The sequence below is a fragment of the Pseudomonas sp. 13B_2.1_Bac1 genome (assembly GCF_025466155.1).
Lineage (GTDB): Bacteria > Pseudomonadota > Gammaproteobacteria > Pseudomonadales > Pseudomonadaceae > Aquipseudomonas > Aquipseudomonas aylmerensis.
In genome coordinates, this window is the sequence record NZ_JANLOH010000057.1 from 1 (window position 1) to 24,963 (window position 24,963).

General features: G+C 63.6%; 18 protein-coding genes. 5 read left to right on the plus strand and 13 right to left on the minus strand.

What is annotated here, in order from left to right:
• Positions 1-269: 269 nt before the first annotated feature.
• From NTD80_RS14595 to NTD80_RS14635, 9 genes are all read right to left on the minus strand, one after another.
• Positions 270-2,780 carry a fimbria/pilus outer membrane usher protein gene (locus NTD80_RS14595; protein ID WP_262134112.1) on the minus strand — a complete coding sequence of 837 codons (2,511 nt, stop codon included), beginning with the start codon at positions 2,778-2,780 and terminating at the stop codon, positions 270-272.
• A gap of 85 nt (positions 2,781-2,865) precedes the next feature.
• A complete protein-coding gene (locus NTD80_RS14600) occupies positions 2,866-3,606 on the minus strand; it encodes a molecular chaperone (RefSeq protein ID WP_262134113.1) in 741 nt (246 codons plus the stop codon).
• Positions 3,607-3,681: 75 nt separating this feature from the next.
• The gene (locus NTD80_RS14605) at positions 3,682-4,284 is read right to left on the minus strand and encodes a fimbrial protein (RefSeq protein WP_065904210.1); all 603 of its coding nucleotides are present in this window, start codon (positions 4,282-4,284) and stop codon (positions 3,682-3,684) included.
• A 191-nt stretch (positions 4,285-4,475) separates the two neighbouring features.
• Positions 4,476-5,123 (minus strand): response regulator, encoded by a 648-nt coding sequence (locus NTD80_RS14610; RefSeq protein ID WP_065904208.1) that lies wholly within the window; start codon positions 5,121-5,123, stop codon positions 4,476-4,478.
• A 23-nt stretch (positions 5,124-5,146) separates the two neighbouring features.
• Complete coding sequence (locus NTD80_RS14615; RefSeq protein ID WP_262134114.1) at positions 5,147-8,317, minus strand: hybrid sensor histidine kinase/response regulator; 3,171 nt, start codon at positions 8,315-8,317, stop codon at positions 5,147-5,149.
• An 83-nt stretch (positions 8,318-8,400) separates the two neighbouring features.
• Positions 8,401-9,594, minus strand: coding sequence for an EAL domain-containing protein (locus NTD80_RS14620; RefSeq protein WP_065904201.1), 1,194 nt, complete (start codon positions 9,592-9,594; stop codon positions 8,401-8,403).
• Positions 9,581-12,379, minus strand: coding sequence for an ATP-binding protein (locus tag NTD80_RS14625; protein ID WP_262134210.1), 2,799 nt, complete (start codon positions 12,377-12,379; stop codon positions 9,581-9,583). Before NTD80_RS14625 ends, NTD80_RS14620 begins: the two co-directional genes overlap by 14 nt.
• A 57-nt stretch (positions 12,380-12,436) precedes the next feature.
• The gene (locus NTD80_RS14630; protein WP_262134115.1) at positions 12,437-13,420 is read right to left on the minus strand and encodes a fimbrial protein; all 984 of its coding nucleotides are present in this window, start codon (positions 13,418-13,420) and stop codon (positions 12,437-12,439) included.
• Between the two features lie 23 nt (positions 13,421-13,443).
• Positions 13,444-14,130: a molecular chaperone gene (locus NTD80_RS14635; RefSeq protein WP_240435242.1), complete on the minus strand. Its 687-nt coding sequence runs from the start codon at positions 14,128-14,130 to the stop codon at positions 13,444-13,446.
• A gap of 203 nt (positions 14,131-14,333) precedes the next feature.
• Here NTD80_RS14635 and NTD80_RS14640 point away from each other — a divergent pair, with 203 nt between their 5' ends.
• Complete coding sequence (locus NTD80_RS14640; RefSeq protein ID WP_262134116.1) at positions 14,334-14,855, plus strand: chemotaxis protein CheY; 522 nt, start codon at positions 14,334-14,336, stop codon at positions 14,853-14,855.
• Here NTD80_RS14640 and NTD80_RS14645 read toward each other — a convergent pair whose 3' ends face one another.
• Complete coding sequence (locus NTD80_RS14645) at positions 14,856-17,156, minus strand: FdhF/YdeP family oxidoreductase (RefSeq protein ID WP_262134117.1); 2,301 nt, start codon at positions 17,154-17,156, stop codon at positions 14,856-14,858.
• A 231-nt stretch (positions 17,157-17,387) separates the two neighbouring features.
• On the opposite strand from NTD80_RS14645, the gene NTD80_RS14650 reads away from it, so the two are divergent.
• A complete protein-coding gene (locus NTD80_RS14650; RefSeq protein ID WP_410017416.1) occupies positions 17,388-18,503 on the plus strand; it encodes a catalase family protein in 1,116 nt (371 codons plus the stop codon).
• Here NTD80_RS14650 and NTD80_RS14655 read toward each other — a convergent pair.
• Positions 18,489-19,685 (minus strand): DUF1835 domain-containing protein, encoded by a 1,197-nt coding sequence (locus tag NTD80_RS14655; protein ID WP_262134119.1) that lies wholly within the window; start codon positions 19,683-19,685, stop codon positions 18,489-18,491. The two genes, NTD80_RS14650 and NTD80_RS14655, sit on opposite strands and share 15 nt — an antisense overlap.
• A gap of 197 nt (positions 19,686-19,882) precedes the next feature.
• Positions 19,883-20,959 (minus strand): aldo/keto reductase, encoded by a 1,077-nt coding sequence (locus NTD80_RS14660; RefSeq protein ID WP_262134120.1) that lies wholly within the window; start codon positions 20,957-20,959, stop codon positions 19,883-19,885.
• Positions 20,960-21,090: 131 nt separating this feature from the next.
• On the opposite strand from NTD80_RS14660, the gene NTD80_RS14665 reads away from it, so the two are divergent.
• On the plus strand, positions 21,091-21,768 hold the full coding sequence (locus NTD80_RS14665) for an ATP-binding cassette domain-containing protein (RefSeq protein ID WP_262134121.1): 678 nt from the start codon (positions 21,091-21,093) through the stop codon (positions 21,766-21,768).
• Positions 21,765-22,556: an ABC transporter permease gene (locus tag NTD80_RS14670; RefSeq protein ID WP_262134122.1), complete on the plus strand. Its 792-nt coding sequence runs from the start codon at positions 21,765-21,767 to the stop codon at positions 22,554-22,556. Before NTD80_RS14665 ends, NTD80_RS14670 begins: the two co-directional genes overlap by 4 nt.
• A gap of 539 nt (positions 22,557-23,095) precedes the next feature.
• Here the strand turns inward: NTD80_RS14670 and NTD80_RS14675 are convergent.
• Positions 23,096-23,869 carry a glucose 1-dehydrogenase gene (locus tag NTD80_RS14675; protein WP_262134123.1) on the minus strand — a complete coding sequence of 258 codons (774 nt, stop codon included), beginning with the start codon at positions 23,867-23,869 and terminating at the stop codon, positions 23,096-23,098.
• A 132-nt stretch (positions 23,870-24,001) separates the two neighbouring features.
• On the opposite strand from NTD80_RS14675, the gene NTD80_RS14680 reads away from it, so the two are divergent.
• Entirely contained in the window at positions 24,002-24,874 is an 873-nt protein-coding gene (locus NTD80_RS14680) for a LysR family transcriptional regulator (RefSeq protein WP_065904165.1), read from the plus strand.
• The last annotated feature ends 89 nt before the right edge of the window (positions 24,875-24,963 follow it).

A 24,963-nucleotide genomic window follows, 5' to 3' on the forward strand; every position in this document is an offset into this window, starting at 1 on the left:
GGCGGTGTATCAGTTGGCGCATTCGCTGCCTGACCCACCGCGTTCGCAGGCAAGCCAGCTCCCACATTTGATCTCCATATGCCCGAGTACCTGAGCCCCACCCCAATCCCCTGTGGGAGCGGGCTTGCCCGCGAAGGCGGTGTATCAGTTGATGCATTCGCTACCTGACCCACCGCCTTCGCAGGCAAGCCAGCTCCCACATTTGATCTCCATACACCCGGGTGCCTGGGCCCTACCTCAATCCCACCTGTTGGCCTTCTACCCCAGCTTCAAGGCGCGCACACCAACGCCTGGCGCTCATAGTTCAGCGCCTTGTTCTGTGGTGCCAGCGCATAGTGGGCATTGCATTGCTGGTCGCCCCACTTGATCACTAACGTACCTTGATCCTGCTCGACCAACGCCAGCGCATTTCCATTCGGGTCGGCAATTGCCAGTTGCTTGCCGTTGCCGTCTTCCAGCGAAGCGCCGAACGCCAGCGGCTTGTGCTGTGCATCAAACAACTCGAACAGCACCCGCCGTCCGGTGGTGCCGCTGTAATGCGCGACGACCACGGCGCCTCGGCGCGGCACCAGTTGTTGGGTGGCGTTGGTGACTTCCACATTGCCGCCCAGGTCGCGGGTGTCCAGGCTGATCCAGTTGACCCGGTAAGGTTGCGCCGTCGGGATCACCGCATAGCCGTTGTAGCCGGTCTCCACGCCGCTGTAGCTGCTGATCTTCGCCCCGGAGATGCCCGGTACTTCAGCCAGCGCAAAGGTCTCGCTGACGGTTTGCCCCAGGTTGATGCCGCCTGCATGGGCCACCACGGAGCCGGCGATGTTGAGGTTCTGCGAGTTGTAGCCCTGGCCCTGGCTGTAGCCGAGGCTCACGTCTGCCATGGAGGTGCGGCTGTTGAGGTTCACCGAACCGGAACTGCCGCTGGTGTCGCTGTGGCCCGCTTGCACCGAATAAAAGGTGTCGCTGGTGTCGGCGACGTAGCCATTGATACCCGCCTGGGTGGTGGTGTCGCCGTGCTGGCGGCTGGTGGTGACAAACGCCCGCGGTGCGCGCGCCTGGCTGCCCAGCGGGAACGAGATGGACAGGTTCAATTGCGTGTCGCTGCTCGGCGCGCCCCAGGTCACGATTTGCTTGGTGCGCGTCACGCCGAGGTTGTAGCTCAAGTCACCCCAGTTGCTGGTGTAGCCGGCCGAAAAGCTCTGCGACCCACCGCGATTCCAGTAGCGCTGGTCACTGGCGTTCACATACAGGCTGCCGAACGCATTGTTGCGGCCCAGGCTCTGGTTGATGGTCAGGTCGGTGCGGGTTTTCGAATGGCCGGTGCGCACGCGCACGTCTTCGCTCATGTCCTCGACGTGGTCGGTGAGGGTGCGGTAGCCCTCGGTGGAGTAGCGGTAGGCGGCCAGGGTGAAGTTGGTGTCGGTGCCGGCAAACGTCTTGGCATACAGCGCGCGCACGCTGCTGCCCTGGGTGGTTTGCCCACGGGCCTTGCTGGATGAATGCGTGGCATCCAGGGAAAACGCGCCCAGCGCGGTGTTCTTGCCGGCGCCGATCGACAGCGCGCTGTAGTCCTCGCTGTCTTGCACGCCGACGATGCCGCTGAGGTTGCTGGTCAAGCCGTACGCCAGGGTGCTGCTGATAAAACGCGGCGTCGCCAAACCGTCGGCATTGCTCTTGAAGGTACCCGCCGAGAGGCTGTATTTGACTTGCCCCTCACGCACCATGATCGGCAGGCTGGAGAATGCCTGCATCGTCACGCGACGGCTGCCGTCGGACTCGATCACGGTGATTTCCAGGTCGCCGTTGGAGCCGCTGGGGTAGATGTCGTTGATTTCGAACGGCCCCGGCGCAACGTTGGCGGTGTAGAGGATGTAGTCGTTCTGGCGGATTTCGACCGTCGCGTTGGTCTGCGCCACGCCCCGAATCACCGGCGCATAACCGCGTTCGCTGTCGGCGCGCATGCCGTCATCCGAGGCCAGTTTCAAGCCGCGATAGCGCACGCTGTCAAACAGGTCGGCGTCGGAAAAAATTTCACCGGCGCTGAACTGGCCCTTGATCGGCGTGACGTCATGCTGCAGGTAGGTGCGATTGCTGGTGAACGTGTTCGAGCGCCCGGTGCCGCCATTCATGTTCGACTCGTTGCGCAGGCGCCAGGCACCCAGGTTGATGCCGTTGCGCAGGCCGAGGTTGTTGTTGATGCGGGTGTCGGCGTCGCCAGCGCTGCGGTTGCTGTTGAGCTGGTAGTTGATGAACGCCGCAGGCACGCCGTCGTCCCACAACTGCGGGTCGACATACCCGCGCAAACCGCGCTGCATGGCCACCTGCGGGATGCTCGCCAGCAGGCGCAGGCGGCTGCTGTCGTAGCGCACGCTGGCTTCCTCAATCATGTCGGCGAGGGCGTAGCAGTCCTGCGGGTGTTGCGGATCCAGCTTGCCCTGGGCCTGCAAGCGGGCCATGTCGATGCCCAGTTGCTTGAGCAGGTCGAGGGTCAGGCAGGCTTCGACGCGACCGTTCCCGGGGTTGCGCTTGAAGTCGATGTCACGGCGACCCACCAGCACTTCGTTGCTGTACAGGTCGACGCGGTAAGTGCCCGGCAACACGCTGTTGGCCGACAGCAATTGCTGCAGGTCGACGGCGGACTGCGCGCCTTGCAGGAAGGTGGTGTTGAAGGTTTCCGCAGGCTCGTCGGCCAGTGCCCAGGCAGGCAGGCTGGCGGCAATCGCGAGCGACAGCGTCTTCAACTTCAGTGCGCCACGTACGGGCCTGTTGCTGGAAATAAAAGACATGCGAAGACCTGTGACATCCCTGGTTGGCGAACAGCCGGGCACGCAAACACGCACGCGAAGTGAGCCTGTGGGTTAGACGAAGTGCTTAGGGTTTGAGGCGCGATTCAGTCGCGTACGCGGCTGCCGCAGCGCCGATGGACAGGGGCGCGGTGTAGTGGTTTTGCGCGCCGTAGTCATTGATGCTGGAAAACGACAACTGCACCGGACCGCTGGCGGGCGTCGCGCTGAGCGGGAACTGTTTTGCCTCGCCGGGCGCAATCATGGTGGAGTCGCTGGCCAGTTGCGCCTGCACTTTGATGTCGGCCATCGACACGTGGTACAGCGTCGGGTTCTTCACCTGCAGCAGGGTTTGCGTGCCCTGTTTGGCCAGGCGCCACTCCAGCTGCGCCGGGGCTTGCAACGCATTGCCGGGCAGGCCGGCAGGGCGGTAGAAGATCTTGATGCGTTGGCGGATGGCCAACTGCAACGTGTTCTCGGCCTCACTGGCCTTGGGGATTTCCTGCACATTGAGCCACACCACCGACTCGCGGTCGGTCGGCATGCCGGCGCCTTGATAGAGGATGCGCAGCAGTTGTTGCTCCTTGGCAAACACCCGCGCCAGGGGCGGGGTGACGGCAAACGGTGCACGGCTGCCACTGGCGTCGTTCATGTCGACCCAGGACTGAATCAACACGTCCTGGTTGCCGTTGCGCACGGTGATATTGGCTTCCTTGTGGCTGCCATCGAACACGATACGCGTGGCGTTGAGTGAAATGCTGGCGGTGGCCTGGGTAGCCATAAGCATGCCCAGCAGCACCAGGCTCGCGGTGATAATACGAGGCTGCATGAGGGTGTCCGGTGTCATCAAAAATAAATGGCGAGGCCGCAGGGCCTCGCGCGTTCGGTGCTCAGGGGCGCCGAGTTACTCGTATTGCAGGATGAACGGCAGGGTCGCGTCACCGCGACCGGCGGTGGAGGCACCGGCGGCACCGGTGGTGACGTAGGCGGCTGCGAAGCTCATGGTGGCGTCGCCGCCTTCAGTGCCCTGACCGTGCATGGTACTTTCAATGCGTGCGGTGCTCGGCGAGCTGAGGTCGATCAGGCTGCCTTTGCTGTCGAGCAGGGCGATGCCGACGTTTTGCGCGGTGGCCGAACCCGGGTTCAGGGCCAGGACTTTCTTGCCGGTGACCAGGCCCGAACCGCCGTTGTTGGCGTCAAAGATCATCGCGACTTTGGTGCCCTGGTTGCAGTTGACGTTCAGGTTGAAGTCTTTGGCGGTCACGCGACCTGCGGTTGGGTTTTCGGCGGTGCCCATGTCCTTGATCGAGACGTTGCCCATGTCCACGGAGATGGTACGGTCGGAGTTGGCGCCGTCCACCGAGCACGCGTCATTGTTGATCACGCCAGTGAAGGTAATTTTGCCGCTGCCGCCCAGGGTCGGCGTCGGTGCCGTTTCATCGGCAAATGCGCTGCCGGAGGCCGCAACCAGGGCCGAGGCGATAACAGCCAGGGAAAACTTCTTCATGATGATGTCCGTTAGTGTGAGTTGGAAAGTGCGGTTGTTGAACTGCGGGGCAAGAATAAAAAGTCCAAGGTTTGGACGACATAAGACGATTCTTATAAACCCCGGAGCAGGCAGGAGAACTGCGGTCTAGAGCGGGCAGGCACGGTGGCAGGGCGAAGCCATTGCCTTGAATGGCTTGCTGGAGGGGCAGGTCAGTTGAAGATATTACGCGCCAGGCAATAAGCGAGCAGGTCCTGGTCGCTGCTCACTTCAAGTTTGCGCATGGCCGATATCTTTTGCGCACTGATGGTCTTGGAACTTCGATTCTGGCTGCGCGCAATATCACTCACGCTCATGCCGGAGATAAACAAACGCAGGATCTCGAACTCCTTGGGCGACAGGCTGGTGAAGCGCTCGTCGAAGTCCGTGAGGGTCTCGATCACTGATGTCTTCGGCGGTTCCAGGCTGCGATAGGCGCTCTTCTGGGCAATTGCCTTGAGCGCCAGTTGGATCTCGGTGTGCAACTGGCTTTTCTGGATGATGCCGACCACGCCCAACTCCTGCAGGCGCGTGAGAATCAGCTGGTTGGAAATCATCGTCAGGATCAGGATCTGCACCTGCGGGAAATGCCGCTTGAGGTACTCCACCAGTTTCAGGCCATCGCCGTAGGGCGAGTCGCCCGGCATGTTGTAGTCGGTGATCACAATGTCGACGCCCTGGCGCTGCAACAGCGCGATCAGCCCGGCTGAACACACGGCCTCGCCGACCACTTGGAAGCGGGTGTCGCGCTCCACCAGCTCGCGAACGCCCAGCAATACGATCGGGTGATCGTCCGCGATTACCACGTTGAATTTTTTCATAAAGGGCCGTCCGTAGTGCCAGTTCAGGTGAGTGAAGGGTGCCCGGGCCGAAGCGTGTCCAGGACGGCCGACAGGCGCTGCATCACCGCCTTCACCTTGAGCGCAAGGGCAGTGTCGAGGCTGCCGCGGTTAAGTTGGTCTTCCAGTTCGATACAGGCCTGGGCCAGGTCGAGGGCCTGCACGGCGCCCAATGCGCCGGCGGCCGAATGCAGCAGTTGGCCGAGGGCACGCGCATCGCGGCGTTCGAGCGCCGCGCCGATGCGTTGCAGGTCCTGCTCTACGCTGCTGATGAACAACGGGCGCATGGTGTCCGACAACTGCACGCTGTCGTCGCAGGGCACGAGGTCGGGCTCGACCGGCGGCTTGACCTTGCACAGTCTGATCAACTGGCCGCGCAAGGTCTGCAGGCTCAACGGCTTGACGATCCAGGCGTTCATGCCCACCGCCAGGCAGCGCACGCCTTCCTCGCGCATCGCGTTGGCGGTCACGCCGATGATCGGCAACTGCGGATCATGCTCGCGCAGCGCTCGGGCGAGTTCATAGCCATTCATCAACGGCATATTCACGTCGGTGAGCACCAGGTCGAAGGCCTGCGGCAGCCACAGCTGCAACGCCTGCTCGCCGTTGGCCGCCAGGGTCACCGAGCAACCGAGCGCCTCCAGCTGTTCCTTGATGATCGCCTGGTTGACCGGGTTGTCCTCGGCCACCAGGATGCGCAGCCCCAGTTGCCCGGCACTGTGCGGCCGGGCCGCTGGCGGTTGCTCGTGCTTGCCGTGCTGCGCCAGCGACACGGTGGCAGCGATGGCGCGCACGTCGTGCAAGTCGACGACCCAGCCCTGCTCGGTGTGCAGTGGCGGGCTGTGAGCGCCTGGCAGGCAGCGCACGCGTTGGCCGGCCCAGGGGTGGGCGGGGTCGCCGGGCAGCAGGTCGACCAGCACTGCATGGCGGCTGTCCTGCTCCTGGGTGGTCGCCGCCAGCGCCGCCGCGATGCCCAGGCGATTGAGCCAGTCACTCATCGACTGCGCCAGCTCGCGCACTGGGGCCTGCACATACACCGGCGTCGGGCTGGGCTCGATCAACGGCAACTGGGTCAGCGCACCGCCACACAGTGGCAGGCGCAATTTCAGGGTAAAGCTGCTGCCCAGGCCCGGCTCGCTGACTACGCGGATCTCACCGTCCATCATCTGCGCCAGCCACCGGCAAATCGGCAGCCCCAGCCCGGCCCCGCCTTCGCTGGCGGTGTCCGGTGCCTGGTAGAACAGATCGAACAGCTTGGCCTGCTGGGCCTCAGGGATACCGACGCCGGAGTCGGTGACCTGCCATTCCAGGTCGACGTTGCCGGCGTCGCGCGCCGTGACCCTGGCGCGAATCACCACGCGCCCGATGTCGGTGAACTTGATGGCGTTGCTCACCAGGTTGTTGAGGATCTGGCGAATACGCATCGGGTCGCCCATCACGCAATCGGGCAATTGCGCATCGATGCAACTGTAGAGCTGCAAGCCCTTGCGCAGCGCGGACGCGGCGTAGGTGTGCAGAGTGTCTTCGAGCATGTCCAGCGGGCAGAAATCCACGGCCTCTATCGCCATTTGCCCGGACTCGATTTTCGACACGTCCAGCACATCGCTGATCAGCTGGAACAGCGTGCCGGACGAACGCTGGATGGTGTGCAGGTAGGTTTGCTGGTGCGGGTCGAGGTCGGTCAGCCCGAGCAGTTCGAGGGTGCCGAGCACGCCATACAGCGGCGTGCGGATTTCATGGCTCATGGTCGCCAGGAATAATGTCTTGGCCTCGTTGGCGGCATCGGCGGCGCGGCGTGCATCTTCCAGTGCCTGGGCGTCGTCGATGTGGCGGGTGATGTCGTTGAAGGCGTAGAGGCGCACGTCTTCGGCCTGGTAGCGGGTCGACACAAAGCCGATCTGCAGGTGCCGGCCTTCGATTTCCAGGTGCGTCTCGCCGCTCTCGGCGCTGTCATGCGTGCCGGCCATGGCGGCCACCAGGCGCGCGGTGCCGGGCCATTGCTGGGCGCGCTGGTTCTCGATGAGGACTTTGCCGTCGCTGCGCCGCACCACGCACAAGCCGGTGGGCGCGGTGTCGATGATCACCCGGCTGAAGGCCACGCTTTCGGCAATGCGCTCGTGGGCCAGGCGCGCCGGGTTGATCACCTGGCGCCGGTACCAGCGGCTGCCGCCCCAGCCCAGGGTCACCAGGCCGACGAAGAACAGCGCCAGGCTGCTCAGCGGCCACAGCGCGGAGTGGAAGAAGTGCGAGTAGTTCAGGCCATAGACCGCGCTCCACGGCTGGTCGCCTGGCTGGGTCATCTTGAATTCAAAGCCATCGGCATTGAAGTGCACGCCATCGCTGAGCTGCCCGACGTCCGGTCCTGCCAGCCGGGTGCCGTCGGGCGCGATCAGGGTCAGGCGATCAAAGGCCGAGCGGTCCAGCGCGCGCTGCACATCGTCGACCCGCGCGAGGTCGAGCAAGGTGCCGACCACCGCCTGTTCCTGGCCGTCCAGCGGCAGGCCGATATAGGCCAGCAAGTGCCCGGGCGCGGGGCCGGCCTGCCAATACACGCGGTTCTGCTCAAGCGGCTGCGGGGTGTTTTCCAGGGTTTGCTGCACGGCGTTGACCAGCGCCACCAGGTTGCCGGTTTCCTCGGTGTTCTCTCGACGCTGGTAGCCCACCGACGGCACCGTGATGGTGTAGTGGGTGTGGCGATTGAATAGAAAGGTTTGCGGCGCCTCGTACGGCGACGAAGACCAGAAGGCGCTGTAGTAGCTGGTCAGGTGCGCGCCGAGGGCGAAAATCTGCGGCCGCGCGGCGGGGCCGACCTGCTGCTCATCGAACTTGACGCTGAAGGGCACCGAAAACGAGTACTTCTGGCCTTCGTACAACGTGCGGTGGTTGTCGACCATGCGGCTTTTCAGGCTCACCTGCACGTTGGTCGCGCGCAGCAGTTCGGCCTGGATGCCGGGGTGCGTCAGGCTCCTGAGGTACGACTCCTGCTCCGTCAGGTTTTCCATCAGCCGCGCGAAATGAAAGCGCGTCGCACCGTAGCGGGTTTCGACCCCGCGTTGCAGCGACCAGTAGTTGGTCAGTATCAGCAACAACGCGATGCCAATCAGCACCATCAGGCCTTTGTTCAGGCGCAGGGAGCTGCGGGTGAAGGCTTCGAGTATCGCGTTGTTGTGCTTCATCAGGAGGTTCCGCAGGCGCAGGATAAATCGGCACTGGAGGGAGCTTACTCCTTATTAAAGAGCAAATAATCCAGGGCCGGCTGCTAGTGAGATGTCGCAGGGCCATCATTGTTCAGAAGTTGTTGAAATTGATCCGAAGACACCGCGTGGGAGATCAGGAAACCCTGCACCTGGTTGCAGTCGATCTTGCGCAGCAACGCCAGTTGCTGGGGCGTCTCCACGCCTTCGGCGACCACGGTCAGGCCGAGTTTGCGGCCCAGCGCAATGATGCTCGCCAAGGCCTGGGCGATGCCTTCGTTGTCATGGCTGCCCTGGACCAGCGCCTGGTCGATCTTGAGTTCGGTAAACGGCGTGGACACCAGGTTGAGGTAGGAGCTGTAGCCCTTGCCGAAGTCATCCTGGGACAGGCCGAAGCCTTTGATGCGCAAGCGGCAGGCGCCGGCGTAGAAGTTGCTGATGTCCTGTGGCACCGAGCATTCCATCAACTCGAAGCAGATCATCCCCGGGATACCGTCGTGGTGCAGCACGAATTCCAGCAAACGGTCGGCCAGGTCGTGGCTGTTGAGCAGGTGGGTGGGCAGGTTGATCGACACCGGGATTTCATAGCCGCGCTGGCGCCACTGCTCCTGGGCGTAGATTGCCTGCTTGAGCACCAGCCACAACAGCCGTTCCTCCAGCTCGAAGGCCTTGATCGCCGGCAGGAACGCGGCGGGCAGCATCACGCCTTGCTCGGGGTGCATCCAGCGCACCAAGGCCTCGGCGGCGACGATACGCCCGTTGGCGAGGGATTTTTTCGGTTGGAACCAGGCCTGGAACTGGCCCGCGCTCATGGCCTGGACCAGCGTGTGGCGGTCGATGTCCAGGTGCTCGGGCAGTTCGGGGGAGGGCGTGCGTACCCGGTTGCGCAACTGGTCCACCAGGCTGCGCAAGGCGTCGGCGGCGACCGGTTTGGAGATCAGCCCGATCACCTCCACATCGAGGTTTTTCGCCACCAGGCTCGCCGCCATCAACATGCGCCGCGACGCTGCGCTCATGATCGCCAGCGCCGGCTTGCAGCGCAGGCTGGCCAGGCACTGGATAAACTGCACGCCGTCCATGCCGGGCATCAGCAGGTCGGTGAGTACCAGGTCGAAATCGCGCTGGCGCAATCGCTCCAGCGCTTCTTTGCCGTCCTCGGCGGTTTCGAGCCTGAAATCCCCCAACTCACTGAGCAGGTGCTGCAGGTAGATGTGCTGCAGGGGGTGGTCCTCGACTATCAAAATACTAAGGGGCTTCATGGGTGTTCCGTGCATAAGGCGCCAGGGAGTTGAATAGAGCCCGCAACGCAAAGGGTTTGACCAGGCAATGGTTCATGCCGGCGGCCAGGCACAGGTCGGCCTCGCCGCGCATGGCGTTGGCGGTGGCCCCGATGATCGGCAACGGGCAGCCCTGGCGGCGCAATTCGCGCGCCAGTTCATAACCGTTGATGTGGGGCATGTTCACGTCCGTCAACACCACATCGAAGTTGCCGGCGGTGTACAGCTGCAACGCTTCCTGGCCATCGGCCGCCAGCTCCACGGTGCAGCCGAGTTCTTCGAGTTGGTCGCGCAATATCAGCTGGTTGATGATGTTGTCCTCGGCCACCAGCAGATGCAGGTTGAGTTTGCTCAAGTCACGCTGGCGTATTTGCTCGTCGCTACGGGCCACCCACAGCCCTTGCGCCTGGCTGACGGCCTGGTGAATCGCCGCCAGGTGATTGAGGTTGACGTGCCACGCGCCGGCGTCGGCTTCCACGGCAGTGCAGGCGTTGCTGCTCACGTGGATCACCGGGCCCGGCCACTCGGGCGCCAGCGACGGGTCGATGCTGCCCGGATGCACTTGCAGCAGCAGATGACTGTCCGCCAGCGTCGGCAGGCCGGTCTGCGCCCTGGCGCCCCAGCGGCGCAGCCAGCCGCTGATGGAGTGCGCCAGCTCGGGGATCGGCGCGACCACGTAGATGGTCTCGGCCAGCAGCGGGGTCATCGGTGGTGTGGGCGCTTCTTCCAGCGGCAGGATCAGGCTGAAACTGCTGCCCAGGCCCATTTCGCTGACCATGCGGATATTGCCGTTCATCAACTCCGTGAGGCGCTGGCAGATGGGCAGCCCCAGGCCCGTGCCGGCGACGACGTTGGTGTTGCCTTCGCTCTGGTAGAACGGTTCGAAAATCATCGCCTGGTCTTCCTGGGCGATGCCTTTGCCGGTGTCCGACACCTGCCACAGCAGGCTCGAGCGCTCGCCGTCGCGCCCCAGCACCTTGACCCGCAACACCACGCGCCCGTAGTCGGTGAACTTCACCGCGTTGTTGAGCAGGTTGTTGAGAATCTGGCGGATGCGCGTCACGTCGCCGATCAGCCGCTCCGGCAACTTCGGGTCGAAGCAGGCATACAGTTGCAGGCCCTTGCCCTGCGCGGCTGCGGCGTAGCCCTGGATGATTTCGTGCACCAGCTCCAGCGGCGAGAACTCACTCAACTCCAGGGCCAGTTGGCCGGCCTCGATCTTCGACACATCGAGCACGTCGCAGATCAACTGCAGCAGGGTCGAGGACGACCCTTCGATGGCGTGCAGGTAGTCCTTCTGCTGGGCGTCCAGTTGCGTGCGGGCCAGCAGTTCGAGGGTGCCGAGCACGCCATACAGCGGCGTGCGGATTTCATGGCTCATCGTCGCCAGGAACAGGGTCTTGGCAGCGTTGGCGGCATCGGCTGACTGGCGGGCTTCCTCCAGCGCCGCTTCGACCTGCTTGCGCGCACTGATATCGCTGAATGCGCAAAACAGCACGTCTTCGCCGCGATAACGGGTGGGGGCGCTGCTCAGGTACAGGTGGCGGCCGTCGATGGTTTCAAAGTAATCGCAGTGTTCGTGGGCGTCATCGGCAAACGCCTGCTCGATCCAGCCAGCGCGCAATGCCTCACGCTCCGGTCCATGGCCCAGCCATTGCTGGGCCAGGGTGTTTTCCAGCACCACCTGGCCGTCGGTGCGGCGCAGCACGCAGAGGGCGACGGGCGCGGTCTGGATCACATCGCGGCCGAACGCCTCGCTTTCGATCAGCGCCTGGATACGGTGGATCGAGGGGATGATGAAACGCTGGTCGACACGGCGCATCACCAGCCAGATCAGCGTCACGCTGAGCAGGCAGAACAGCAGCGAGCCGAGCAGCTGCTTCCACAGCCCGGAGACCACGGCGTGCAGGTCGATGGAGTACATCAGTTGCCAATCCGAAGACTTCAGGTGCTTGCGAATCACCAGGTGATCGGGCAGCCAGCCGTTGCCGACAAAGCCGAAAAAACTCTCTTCCTGGGGCTTGAGGCGTTGCTGGCTCCACTGCGCATCGTCGCTGTTGGTGAACACCAGCATGCCCTGGGAATTGAGCATCATGAACTCGCCGGCGCTCTGGTCGCTGAGGGTCTGGGACACCTCGCGGCTTTCCATCTCCAGGCCCAGCCAGCCGGAGCGGGGGTCGCGTTCGTCCAGGCGGATGAACAGATAGAGGTGCGAGTGGTGCTCGGTCTTGTCGCTGAGCCACAGCTCTTTGAGCGTCGAGGGGTCGCTGCGTTGCAAGGCCTTGAGGCGATTGAGCAGGCACTTGGAAATCGGCAGCACTTGCGCGGTCGAGTCGTACAGGCGCGTCACCTGCGGCTCGGGGCCGGTGTTCACATAGAGCAGGTTGACCTGCTTGGCCTTGAGGTAGTCGCGCATCCGCGCGGTCAGCCAGATGCTCCACTGGTTGCCCGGCGTGTCCCCCAGTTGCAGGTGTTGTTCTTCTTCGGAGGAGGGGTAGAGCCGCGCCTGCTTGCGCACTGCCGAGAGGCTGAGGCTTTCGAGCAAGGCCTCGCGGTTGGTGAAAAAAGTGTGGGCTTCGGCGATGGCGCTGCTCATGTAGCCGCGGCGCTGGGAGATGTCGTTGTTGAAGGTCGACAGCAGAAAGGTATACACCCCGCTGAAGATGCCGATAAGCAGCACGGTCGCAAAAATACGCAGCAGCCTTCTGGCTGCTTCGGGTCGGGAGAGGACGGGGTTGATCTGCAGCAGGTAACTTTTCAATCGCATCGGCGCACTGTAGAGACCCGCGTGCGCCAAGGGCATAAGACGATCCTTAAAATTCGCCTACTTGTAATACATATCTACCACCACGGAGGCGTCGAAGGCGCCGGGGAGCGGCAGGGTGCGCCATTTCAGGTCGGCGCGGAATTCATCGTGGCTCTGGCCCAGGCCCATCAGTTCCTGCAGGGTGAACCACGCGTTGAACGGCAGTTGCTGCTGGCTCTCGGCGCGCGACAACGAAATGCCCACCGAATTGTTGTTGTCCGGCACCAGCAAGCCATTGCTCACACTGCCGCCGCCCGCCGTGGTCGCGAAGCGCGCACTGACGGTGTAGGGCGTGTCGCAGCCCTTGCGCAGGTTCAGGCTGAAGTTGGCGCTGCTGGCGACTTCGCCGATCGAGGCTTTGCGCGACGGTGTCGGGAAGTTGACCACGCTGGGAGTGATGGTCAGCTCGGGCGTGCAGGGCACGAAGCGGATGCCGTTCATGCCGGTGACCACATAGTTGAAGTTGCTGTTGGGCCGCGAGTTGAGACCGCGTACGCCGTCCAGCTGGAACACCCGGTAAGAGGTCAGGGTGCTGGCCTGGCCACTCGGTGGGGTAGGGTCGTATTTTTCGATGAACACGCTGAAGTTGAGGGTGAAGCGCGCCTTGTCCCAGCCCACGCAGTTGGCCAGGTTGCAGCCACGGTCGGAATAGAACCCGGTGCCGACTTTGCCGCTGCTTTGGGTAATTGGCTGGTTGTTGTAACGGATGCCCACGCGGATACCGGTGCCGATGCTCACGTTGGCCGGGTTGACGTAGAAATACACTTCCTCGCGGCCATGGTTGTAGTCGTCCTTGCAGATCACATTGGTCGAGCGCGGGCCGGATTCCCAGATGATGCTGCCGTTGGGGGCATCGGCAGCCACCGCCAGCGCGGTGCCCAGCGCCTCCTCGGTGATGATCGAATTGGTACCGTCCTCGCGGCAGGCCAGCGCATGGCTGGTGGCGGGCAACACGGCGCAGGCCCACAGCAGCAGGGGCAGGAAACGTTTGGTCGGTGACATAGGTGCAAGTACCCCGCGACCGGTCATTTGAGCAGGGCGCTACGGCGCGCCTGCAGGCCGATATCGTTGATTTCGGTGAAGTGGAGGGTGGTGCCGGCGGCCAGCGGGCTCGGCGTGTCCAGGGTTTTGCGCTCGTAGGGCTTGAGCAACAGGTAGTCGCTGAGCGCCTGGCTGTCGGTCTGCACGTCCACCAGCGACAGGTGAAATGCACTGGGATTGCTGACCGTCACGCTGCCCCCGTCGTTGCGGCTCCAGACCAACTGCTGCACCGCCTCGCTCGATCCCCCCTTGAGCGCGGGCGGGCGATACAACAGCTTGAGCCGTTGGCGGATTGCAAACTGCACGCTGTTGGAGTCCTGCGGCTTGAGCGGAATTTCCATGACGTTGAGCCAGAGCAGCGACTCGCGATCGGTCGGCAAGCCCTCGCCGGCATACAGGATGCGCAGCCGGTGGTGCTCGCCGGCGCCCAGTTGTACCAGCGGCTCGGTGGCGGCGAACGGCACGGTGCGCCCGCTTGCGTCGTCCTCGCCGGTGATCCAGGTCTGCACCACTACTTCACGCGGCGCCTGGTTGACCACGCCGAGGGTGGCTTCCCTGTCCTGGCCAAAATAGATCAGGCGCGTGCCCTCGATCTTCAACGCCGCATTGACGGGACGTGATGCGAGGGCCAGCAAGGCGCAGGCTAAAAACACCATTCTGAGTAGAAACATGAGCACGGGCGAATCCAGGGGAGCGTGAGGGACGCGGCCCATGGTAGGGGCAGGGCAGTGCGAGGGCTTTGAGGCGATTCTTAAAAGTGCGTGGGTGGAGCGGCTACCGTTTCAGAATCGCCTTAAAGTCAGGTTTGCTGGCTGACGGTTAACGTATTCAGCGTTGAATGATCGACGCGGATGCCCAACTGTCAGGTTTACCTATGTCCAATAAAGCGTTACGCCTTCTGATTGCCGATGCAGACCTGCTGCAACGGATCAAGATCGAGAAAATGCTCAACCAGCTGGGCTATTACCGTATCGCCCCGCTGAGCACGTTCGACGAGCTGCAGGCCTTGACGCGCTCGGGCACGGTGGCGTTCGACCTGTTGATCATCAACACGGCACTGGTGTGCGCGCGGCCATTCAACCTGCTGAAGTACTGCCATGACAACCCGCTGATCCGCCACGCGCTGATCTATGACGGGCAATGCGTGCAGGGGTCGGTGGTGTCGGTGTCGGTGAGCCAGACGTTGCATTTGTCGCTGTCGCAGTCGCCGGACTTCAACTCGTTGCGCCGCTGCATGGAAATTATCGACCCGCAGCATTGCGCGCCAGCCGTCGAGCGGCCGATGTTGCGCGCCGTAGACGGTCGGCTGCTGTCGCCTGCGATGGCCCCGCGCGCTCACTATCCGCAGGATTCGGCGGTGGTGGCGTGCGCGGTCGGGCTGTCTCCCAAGCGCTGATCAACCCGCCAGGCTCAGGCGGATCGGCACCGATTTGGCCGCCGGCACCTTGCTGCGTTCGGCATGGTGCCAGAGCGGCACCAGCGGGTTGCATTCAGGGTAATACGCCGCGGCGCAGCCTTCGGGAATGTCATAGGCGACGATCTCCAGCGGCCCCACCTGGCGCTTGACCTCCGGTTCTATGGCGGTAGTCAGCATCACGCCCTGGCCATTCTCGAAGCCCAGCCGCGCGATGTCGTTGCGGTGCATGAAAATCACCTCGCGCGTGCCGCTGATACCGCGAAAGCGATCCTCGTAGCCATAAATGGTGGTGTTGAATTGATCGTTGCTGCGCAGCGTCATCAACTGCAGCACATCGCGTGGCAGCACCCCGGGGTTGACGTCGTCATCTTCGTTGAGGGTGCTGGGCAGCACGAATTGTGCCTTGCCGCTGTGGGTCAGCCACTCACGCCGAGCGACCGCGATGGGGCGGTGGAAACCACCCGGTTCGGCCATGCGGGTTTCCATGTCGTGGAAGATCTGCGGGTAGATTGCGCCAATGGCGGTGCGCACCTGCGAGTAGTCTGCGCTCCAGCCTTGCCAGTCAATCTTGCTGCCGGCCGGCAAGGTCGCCAGGGCCAGGCCGGCGACGATGCTGGCCTCGGCCCGCACCTGCGGGCCGACCGGTTCTGCGCTGCCGCGCCAGCCGTGGATGCAACCGGTGCTGTCCTCGGTGGCCCAGGTCTGGGCGACGCCGTTCTGCCGGTCGATTTCGATCCGTCCCAGGCACGGCAGCAGCCATTGGTGGGCTGCAGGCAACAAGTGCGTGCGGTTGAGCTTGGTCGCGATCTGCACGTTGAGTTGCAGCGTCTGCCAGGCCGGTTCCATGCGCGAGGTGTCCGGGATCGCGCGCAGGAAGTTACCGCCCAGCCCGATAAAACCGCGCACGCGCCCGGCGAGGATGCCTTCGCAGGCGTCAACGGTGCACAGGCCCATCTGCTCGGGCACCTTGAAACCGAAGTATTGTTCGATCAATTCGACCGGGACTTTCTTCGGGTCTTCGGTAATGCCCACGGTGCGCTGGCCTTGCACGTTGGAGTGGCCACGCACCGGGCAAATCCCGGCGCCCGGCTTGCCGAAGTTGCCGCGCATCAGCAACAGGTTCACCAGCATCTGCACGTTCTGCACCCCGTGGCGATGCTGGGTGAGGCCCATGCCATAGATCATCATCACCCGCTCGCTGCGCGCATACACCTGCGCGGCCGCCTCCAGGGCGCTGCGGCTCAGCCCGGACTGGCGCTCGACAGTCTGCCATTGGCAAGCCCGCACCAGCGCCGCGAAGGCCTCGAAACCCTGGGTGTGCTGGGCAATAAAGGTGTGATCGAGCACCGCCGCGCGCCCCTCGCGCTGCGCCTGGTCGTCCATCTCCAGCAGCACCTTGGCCAGGCCGAGCAGGGCGGCGCTATCGCCGCCAATCGCTACCTGGTGGTATTGCGTGCTGATCACGGTGGATTCCGGCGTGAGCATCTCTACCGGCGACTGCGGATTGACGAAGCGCTCCAGCCCGCGCTCACGCAGCGGGTTGAAGGTGATGATCGGCACGTCGCGTTTGCGCGCATCCTGCAGTTGATGAAGCATGCGCGGGGCGTTGCTGCCGACGTTCTGGCCAAAGAAAAACAGGCAGTCGGTGTGTTCGAAATCTTCCAGGGTCACGCTGCCGACCGGTATGCCGATGCTTTCCTGCAGCCCCACCGAGGTGCTCTCGTGGCACATGTTCGAACTGTCGGGCAGGTTGTTGGTGCCGTAGGCCCGGGCGAACAGTTGGTACATGAACGAGGTTTCCAGCGACGCGCGCCCGGAGGCGTAGAACACCACGCTGTCGGGTTGCATCGTCTTCAACTGCGCGCCGATCTCGCGGTATGCCTGCTCCCAGGTGGTCTCCTGGTAGCGGTCGGTGGCCGGATCGTAGCGCAGCGGGTGGGTCAGCCGCCCGTGTTGCTCCAGGTCGTAATCCGACCATTGACGCAGTTCGCTGAGGGTGTGCTCGGCGAAGAACGCCGGCGAGGTCTTCAGCGAGGTCAACTCCCAGGCCGTGGCCTTCGCGCCGTTCTCGCAAAATTCCAGGGCGTGCGGCTTGCCCGGCTTGGCCCAGGCACAGCTGACGCAGGCAAAGCCGTCCGGCTTGTTCTGTTTCATCAGCGCGCGCGGGCCCTTGGCGAAAGCCTGCTCGCGCCACAGGATTTTCATCACCGACTGCGCCGAGCCCCAGCCGCCGCTCGCATGGGTGTAGGGGTGAAAGTGGGCTTTTGGATAGATCAGCATGGCGGCACCCGGGTGCTATCAGGAGGGATAAGGCTGTGACGAATGCGCGCTGCAAAAGGTTCGAGCTGATCTCCGGACGGTAGGCGACCACCGCTCGTCCGACGTCATGCCGATTTGTTGAACATCCATCTGATTGCCCCGGACCTATGAATCACCACGCCTGGATTTTTTCCGGCGTGCCTGACTATTAGAAAAAGCCTGCCGTGATCCCTATGCCGAGCGGAGAGATACCTGATGAACGACCTACCTGTAGTCAATCCAGTGCGTGCGCCGTTGCCCTTTGAGGCGTCCTTCGAACAGATCCCGGATGATGAAGCGCAGACCAGCGCGGAGCTGGCTGAAGCCCTTCACGGCATTATGCAGACCACGTTTCGCGACAGTGGGCACGCCACCCGCAGTGTCCACGCCAAGGCCCACGGTTTGTTGCGCGGGCACATCACGGTGCTGGATAACCTGCCGGCCGAACTGGCCCAGGGCGCCTTCGCCAAGCCGGTGACACTGCCGGTGTTCATGCGTTTTTCGACCAACCCTGGCGACATCCTCGATGACAAGGTGTCCACCCCGCGCGGGCTGGCGGTCAAGATCGTCGGCGTCGAGGGTGCGCGCCTGCCGGGCAGCGATGGCGAGGTGACGCAGGATTTCGTCATGCAAAACGCCAAGGCCTTCACCGCCGCGACGCCGAAGGATTTCCTCAAGACCCTGAAGTTATTGGCCAAGACTACCGACAAGGCCCCCGGCATGAAGAAAGCCTTGTCGGCAGTGCTGCGCGGCGTGGAGGCGACGCTGGAGTCGCTCGGTGGCGAAAGCGGTACCTTGAAGAGCCTGGGCGGCCACCCGCAGACGCATATCCTCGGCGAGAGTTTTTCCAGCGTCGTGCCGATGCTCTACGGGCCTTACTACGCCAAGGTCGCGGTGGTGCCGGTGTCGTCGAACCTGACGGCGCTGACCGACCTGCACGTGGATTTCGGCGGCAACCCCGATGGCCTGCGTGCAGCGGTCGAAGCCTACTTTGCCCAAAGCGGCGGCAGTTGGGAGGTGCGCGTCCAACTGGCCACCGACCTGGAAAAAATGCCCATCGAGGACGCCTCGGTGCAGTGGCCTGAAGACCTCAGCCCGTATGTGACCGTGGCGCGCATCGACCTTGCACTGCAAGCGGCCTGGAGCCCGGAAAATGTGCAGCAGATCGACGATGGCATGGCCTTCAGCCCGTGGCACGGGCTGGCGGCGCATCGGCCCCTGGGCGGGGTGATGCGGGTGCGCAAGCCCGCTTATGAGATGTCGTCCGGGTTCCGGGCCGAGCACAACGGCTGCCCGATCCATGAGCCACGGCCGTCAGCCACGCCATAACGGCCATCGTTGATCATTCAGCGTCCAATGCGGCTGGCGGGGTGAGAGGCACACGCCGCCAACCCAGCGCACGTCGCTGGCATGGTCCAGCCAATAGGCATCGCCCTTGAGTACCGCGTGGCCCAACGCGGTGAGTGTCAACGGGCGCCGAGGCCATGGCTGGTCGGTGCTGGTCTCGATCAGCAACGGCTGCTCGGCGTCGATCAACGGGCGCAGCAGCGCGTGGAACATCATGTCGCCCAGGAACGGCAACGGCTCACGCTTGGCCATCAACTCGGCAAACACCCGGCCGAAAGGCACCGGTCCAGCCTCGGCGATGTAGCTCAGCGATAACTGTTCGGTGAGTGACAGACCGTTGTGCTGGCTGGGCAACTCCTGCAACTGACGCAGTAGCGCCGGCGCGAGAAAGGGCAGGGAAGGGTGATTGCCGTGCGCCAGTTCGGCGAGGGTGACGGGCGAGTTGTCGCAGTACGCCGACCACACCTGTCTGGCCAATTGCACCGCGTCATCGTCGATCAGCCGGCGCTGCGGCCATAGCCACGCCAGGACGTCAGGCGCCAGTTGGCCGATGCCGATGAAGCGCTCGACGCCCGGAATGCGGCCCACCTCGATCAGCTCCAGCTTGCGCGGCGCGTGTTCCAGACTTGCCAGTGTGCGGACCAGGAACAGTTGGTCATAGGCGTCCGCCTCGCACCACAGCACGCTGTGATCGGCGCCGGCCAAGGCGTTCAGCTGTTGGTATTCATCGTCCACGCGGCGCGCTGTCTCGGCGTGGTCCAAGGCAAAGGCCTGGCTGATGAATGCGCTGCGCAGCGCGCGGAATGCTTCATCCGGCACATCACGCACGGGGCCCATGCACAACGGGTCGGTGAGCATCCGGAACTGCCCCTTGAACCCGGCCAGTTGCAAGCTATGGGCGATGTCATTGCCACAGCGCCAATGGGTGGTGCGCGCTTCATCGCTGGCGGTGAAGTCGGGGTGCTGCGCGGCGAAGTCGATGGCATCGATATGCGCCTTGAGCCTGGGCCAGCTGCTGAAGCCCAGCTGTTTGGCAATCGTCCATTGGGCCTGGGACAAAGTCGCGTTCGGGTCTTGGGTTTTCAGGCGCGGCAACAGTTCCTTGGCGCGCTTGCGCTGCTGCTCAAGGTTGAGGCGGCCATCGGTGTTGAAGTGTTGGGACATACGATCTCCTTGCACAGACCTTTTCCGCTTTAAGGCTGGGGAGTCGTAGAAAAAAGGAGGTTGCAGTGTCTTGGGCGCAGCCCTTTCCGCGGAAGGTGGCGTAGAGAGCGCCAGGCGGGAAATATAGGCAGCATTGCCGTTCACTGCAACCCTCAAGAGGGGGGCGCGAGCATGCCCGCGCCCACATTCAGGCCAGCTTACTTGTCCTTGCGCGCGTCCATGGTCTTTTGATGCTCGGCCAGGAACGGCTGTTCTGCCGGATCAAAACGGTCGATGCCTGCAGTAAACCGGTGCCAGTATGGGTACAGCGGCTGGCGACGGGTCACGGCCTCGATGCGCGAGGATTGCTCCTCAGTGAGCTTCAATTCGGTCGCCGCAATGTTGTCGCGCAGGTGTTCTTCGGTACGTGCGCCGACGATCAACGAGGTGATCCCTGGGCGATCCTTGAGCCAGGCCAGGCATGTGCGGGCCACCGAGACGCCATGCTCGTCGCCGACGGCAGCAAGGGTTTCGATGATATCCAGCGCGCGCTCCTGGTCATGCACGTAGGGTTCCGGCCAGCCGCTGCCTTGGCGGGTATTGGCCGGTGGCTGGTGTCCGCGCCGGGTCGAGCCGGTCAGCAAACCTTCGCCCATCGGGCCCCACACCAGGGTGCCGATGGACTGGTCCAGCGCCAGTGGCAGCAACTCATACTCGGCCTCGCGCGATTCCGGGGTGTAGTAGATCTGCTGGGTGATGGGCTTGAGCATGCCGTGCAATTCGGCTTTGCCCAGGGTTTTCATCATTTGCCAGGCGGTGAAGTTGCTGGTGCCGAAGTAGCGAATCTTGCCCGATCCCACCAACAGCCGCAGGGCTTCGAGAGTTTCCTCGATGGGCGTCATACCGTCCCAGTTGTGCAGTTGATAGAGATCGATATGGTCAGTGCCCAGTCGCTTCAGGCTGGCTTCGCACGCGCGGATCAGGTGATAGCGCGACGAGCCGGAGTTGTTCGGGTTCTTGTCCACCGGGCTGCGGCCTTTGGTCGCCAGCAGGATGTCGTTGCGCTTGTCGCCCAACGCCTTGCCGACCACTTCTTCGGCCAGGCCGTGGGAGTAGAGGTCGGCGGTATCGACCATATTCACCCCGGCGTCGAACGCGATGTCGAACATGCGCTTGGCCTGGGGCACGTCCACCGAGCCACATTTTTCGAACTCGGCACGACCGCCAAACGGCACGGTGCCCAGGATGATTTCGGATACCAGCAGGCCGGAATGGCCCAGTTGTCGGTACTGCATGTCGCCTCCTGTTTACGTTGCACGTGAAGGTGTGAACGACGTGGCTGGCGATAGTTTGAATTTTTTCATGAAATCTTCCCGCGTGTGCCGCACCATTGCGCCTGGCAGGAATTACGAGGAACCCCGCGTCCATGAGCGCATTGATACAAACCCGCGCCCTCACGCGCGTGGATGAACGCCGCCAGGTGGCCTTGCTGCAACCCACGGATTTCACCTTGCACGCCGGCGACCGCGTGTCGATCACCGGTTCGTCCGGCTCCGGCAAAAGTGTGTTTCTGCGCGCCCTGGCGTTGCTGGATACGCCGACCTCGGGGCAGATCCTGTGGAACGGCCAGCCGATCGCCAATGCGCAGATTCCCCACTACCGCAGCCACATCAGCTACCTGTCGCAACGCCCGGCGCTGCTCGAAGGCACGGTGGAAGACAACCTGCGTTTCCCGTTCAGCCTCAAGACCCTGCGCAAGCGCCACTTTGGCCGCGCGTCAGTCATCACGCTGCTGGAGCATGCAGGCAAGGCGCCGGACTTCCTGGCCAAGCACGCGCTGGACTTGTCCGGCGGTGAATCCCAGGTGGTGTCGCTGATCCGCACCCTGCAACTTGACCCCGAAGTGCTGTTGCTGGACGAACCCACCGCCGCCCTCGACCCGGCATCTTCGCGGGACGTCGAAGCGCTTATCGACGCCTGGTTCGCCGCGGACAACGCGCGCGCCTATGTCTGGGTGTCCCACGATCTCGACCAGGCCCGGCGCATGAGTGATATCCACTTGCAGATGAGCGCAGGCGTGCTGGATGGAGCGGCCCAGCCATGAATTATCAGAACCTCACGGCCCTGGACATGGGCATCGCCGCCTCGCTGATCCTGATCAATGGCGCGCTGTCAGTGCTGTTGCGCCTGGACCTGGGCCGAGAGTTGCTGTGGGCGGCGGTACGCACCGTGGTGCAACTGTTGGCGATCGGTTACCTGCTGGGATGGGTGTTCGAGTTTGCCTACTGGTACGTGGTGCTGCCGTTGATGTGCGCGATGACCTTGATTGCCGGCCTCTCGGCCGCCGGCCGTGGACGCCGCACGTATCGCGGGCAGCGCGTCGACAGCATCCTGTCGGTGTGGGGCAGTTCCTGGCTGGTGACGGCGGTGGGGCTGTTCGCGGTGATTCGCATCCATCCCTGGTACGAGCCGCAGTACGCAATTCCGATCCTGGGAATGATCCTCGGCAACACCCTGACCGGCGTGTCCCTGGGCATCGAGCGCATGACCCAGGAACTGACCTCGGGCCGCAACACCATCGAGATGATCCTCGCCCTCGGCGGCTCGCGTTGGGAAGCCGCGCAGGAAGCGATCCGCCAGGCAGTGCGCGCCGGCATGATCCCGACGCTGAACCAGATGACCGTGGTCGGCATCGTCAGCCTGCCTGGCATGATGACCGGCCAGGTGCTGGCGGGGGAAAGCCCGGTGGACGCGGTGCGGTATCAGATCGTGATCATGTTCCTGATCGCCGCATCGTCGGCGCTGGGCACGGTGGGGGCGGTGCTGCTCACCTACCGACGGCTGTTCTCCGCCAGCCACCGGTTTTTGCGTGATCGGTTGCAAGAGCGCTGAGTGCGGGCTGGTTGTTATGGCACGCTTGGTTGCGGGCACGCTTGTTGGTGAACACGCTTGTTCTGGCAGGCGCGCTTATTGTGGTGAGCAAGATTGTCCTGGCAGGCTCGCTTATTGTGGTGAGCGGGCCTGTTGTGGTGAGCGGGCTTGCCCCGCGTTGGGTGGCGAAGCCGCCCCAAAACCATCCACCGCATTGTGTCTGATGGAATGCGGCAGTCTTATTGGGGGACGCGCCTATTGTGGCGAGCGGGCTTGCCCCGCGTTGGGTGGCGAAGCCGCCCTAAAACCATCCACCGCATCGTGTCTGACGGAACGCGGCGGTCTTATTGGGGGACGCGCTTATTGTGGTGAGCGGGCTTGCCCCGCGTTGGGTGGCGAAGCCGCCCTAAAACCATCCTCCGCATTGTGTCTGACGGAATGCGGCGGTCTTATTGGGAGCGCTTCGCGCTCCAACGCGGGGCAAGCCCGCTCGCCACAATAAGCAAGCCCGCTCACCACAGTTTCACTTTCAACCACAATCCCATTCCCAGCTCCCACCCTCACAACGACGCAGTAATTCCCCCATCCACATAAAGAATATGCCCGTTGACGAAGCTCGCGGCGTCGCTGGCGAGAAACACGGCGGCGCCGGCCAGCTCGGCCACGTCGCCCCAGCGGCGGCTCGGGGTGCGCTGCACCAGCCAGTCGCTGAATTCGGGGTGGGTCACCAGGTTAGCGTTCAGTTCGGTCTTGAAGTAACCGGGGCCGATGCCATTCACGGTCAACCCATGCGGGCCCCAGTCGATGGCCATGCCCTTGGTGAGCATCTTCAACGCGCCCTTGCTCGCCGCATACGGCGCGATGCCCGGGCGGCCCAGTTCACTTTGCACCGAGCAGATATTGATGATGCGCCCACGCTGGCGCGCGATCATCGCCCGCGCCACAGCCTGGCCGACCAGAAACGCGCTGTCGAGGTTGGTGCTGATCAATTCGCGCCAGTGCTGCTCGCTGTAGTCTTCGAGCGGCCCTCGGCGCTGCATGCCGGCGTTATTGACGAGGATTTCCAGCGGGCCGAGGCGCTCCTCGATATCCGCCACCGCGGCCTGGATCGCCGCGCTGTCGGTGACATCGAATGCCTGGGTGTGCACCTCCAGGCCCTCCAGCGTGAGCAGCGCGGCTGCATCGCACAAGTTGCCGCGATTGCGTCCGTTGAGCACCACCCGTGCGCCGGCCTGGGCCAGCCCACGCGCAATGGCCAGGCCGATACCGGCGCTGGAACCGGTGACCAGCGCGAGCCGGCCATCCAGGCGGAAGTTGTCTAAAACACTGTGCATGGAACCGTTCTCCGAACGCGCGGGTGATAACCAAACAGGCCTTGATGGGCTTAACTTCGCTGCAATCCTGGGGGGAGGTCCAATGTTCATTTATGATCTTCTGATCAATATCGGTGATCACCAGGGTAGGGTATGGAGCTCAAACACTTGCGGGCCTTTGTGGTGCTCGCCCAGGAGCTGCATTTCGGTCGGGCGGCAGCCCAGCTGTCGATTGTGCAACCGGCGCTGAGCATGCAGATCAAGTTGCTCGAAAGCGGCCTCGGCGTGCGCCTGCTCGACCGCAATCGCCACTCGGTCGCGCTGACCGAAGCCGGTCGCGTGTTCCTGCCGGAAGCCCAGGCCACCTTGCACCAGGCGACGCGTGCGGCGGATGCGGCGCGCGCCTCCAGTCGTGGCGAGATTGGCCGGGTGCGCCTGGGGTTTGTGTCCTCGGTACTCCCGCAGTGGTTGCCCGAGCTGATCCGCGCGGTGCACCAGCGTTACCCGCGCCTCGAGCTGGAACTCAAGGACATGCCCGGCCCCGACCAGGCCATCGCACTGAAGAACGGCCTGCTGGATTTCGGCCTGATGCGCCTGCCGGCCGCGCACCCGGGGATCCAGACCCGCGCGGTGCTGCACGAGAGTTTCTGCGTGGCGTTGCCCGTGGATCACCCGCTGGCGGCGCAGGCGTCCATCCAGCCCGCCGACCTGCTCGATGTGCCGGTGTACATCCTCGCGCGGCGCTATGCCCCGGGCTTCTACGATGAGTTTATCCAGGCGCTGGGGATTCCCCTGCAGATCGCTTCGGAGCTGGGCGAGTTCACCACCATGCTCGCGCTGGTCTGCGCCGGGTTGGGTGTTGGCGTGCTGCCGGTGCAGGCGACGCGGGCCCTGCCGGCCAATTGCGTGTCTCGGCCTCTGCAACTGGGTGGGTTCGAGACCAGCACGGGGCTGGCCTGGACCGCGTTGGACAGCGCGGTCAAGCGCACTCTGTTCGATCTGATCGTCGATTTGTTTGGTGAGTGATTGTTTCACCGGGTGAAATGCTGGATTGTAAAACCTGGTGATTCCATCGACCCGGGCAGCGATGGAACATGCGGTGTGTCGAACCCCTC

Excerpts from the sequence above, each read along its gene's own strand:
- NTD80_RS14680 (WP_065904165.1), top strand. The coding sequence starts at position 24,002 with ATGGAGCTCAAACACTTGCGGGCCTTTGTGGTGCTCGCCCAGGAGCTG.
- NTD80_RS14645 (WP_262134117.1), bottom strand. The coding sequence starts at position 17,156 with ATGCTGATCTATCCAAAAGCCCACTTTCACCCCTACACCCATGCGAGC.
- NTD80_RS14615 (WP_262134114.1), bottom strand. The coding sequence starts at position 8,317 with ATGAAGCACAACAACGCGATACTCGAAGCCTTCACCCGCAGCTCCCTG.
- NTD80_RS14675 (WP_262134123.1), bottom strand. The coding sequence starts at position 23,869 with ATGCACAGTGTTTTAGACAACTTCCGCCTGGATGGCCGGCTCGCGCTG.
- NTD80_RS14600 (WP_262134113.1), bottom strand. The coding sequence starts at position 3,606 with ATGCAGCCTCGTATTATCACCGCGAGCCTGGTGCTGCTGGGCATGCTT.
- NTD80_RS14630 (WP_262134115.1), bottom strand. The coding sequence starts at position 13,420 with ATGTCACCGACCAAACGTTTCCTGCCCCTGCTGCTGTGGGCCTGCGCC.
- NTD80_RS14625 (WP_262134210.1), bottom strand. The coding sequence starts at position 12,379 with ATGCGATTGAAAAGTTACCTGCTGCAGATCAACCCCGTCCTCTCCCGA.
- NTD80_RS14620 (WP_065904201.1), bottom strand. The coding sequence starts at position 9,594 with ATGAAGCCCCTTAGTATTTTGATAGTCGAGGACCACCCCCTGCAGCAC.
- NTD80_RS14670 (WP_262134122.1), top strand. The coding sequence starts at position 21,765 with ATGAATTATCAGAACCTCACGGCCCTGGACATGGGCATCGCCGCCTCG.
- NTD80_RS14660 (WP_262134120.1), bottom strand. The coding sequence starts at position 20,959 with ATGCAGTACCGACAACTGGGCCATTCCGGCCTGCTGGTATCCGAAATC.
- NTD80_RS14665 (WP_262134121.1), top strand. The coding sequence starts at position 21,091 with ATGAGCGCATTGATACAAACCCGCGCCCTCACGCGCGTGGATGAACGC.
- NTD80_RS14635 (WP_240435242.1), bottom strand. The coding sequence starts at position 14,130 with ATGTTTCTACTCAGAATGGTGTTTTTAGCCTGCGCCTTGCTGGCCCTC.
- NTD80_RS14605 (WP_065904210.1), bottom strand. The coding sequence starts at position 4,284 with ATGAAGAAGTTTTCCCTGGCTGTTATCGCCTCGGCCCTGGTTGCGGCC.
- NTD80_RS14655 (WP_262134119.1), bottom strand. The coding sequence starts at position 19,685 with ATGTCCCAACACTTCAACACCGATGGCCGCCTCAACCTTGAGCAGCAG.
- NTD80_RS14640 (WP_262134116.1), top strand. The coding sequence starts at position 14,334 with ATGTCCAATAAAGCGTTACGCCTTCTGATTGCCGATGCAGACCTGCTG.
- NTD80_RS14595 (WP_262134112.1), bottom strand. The coding sequence starts at position 2,780 with ATGTCTTTTATTTCCAGCAACAGGCCCGTACGTGGCGCACTGAAGTTG.
- NTD80_RS14610 (WP_065904208.1), bottom strand. The coding sequence starts at position 5,123 with ATGAAAAAATTCAACGTGGTAATCGCGGACGATCACCCGATCGTATTG.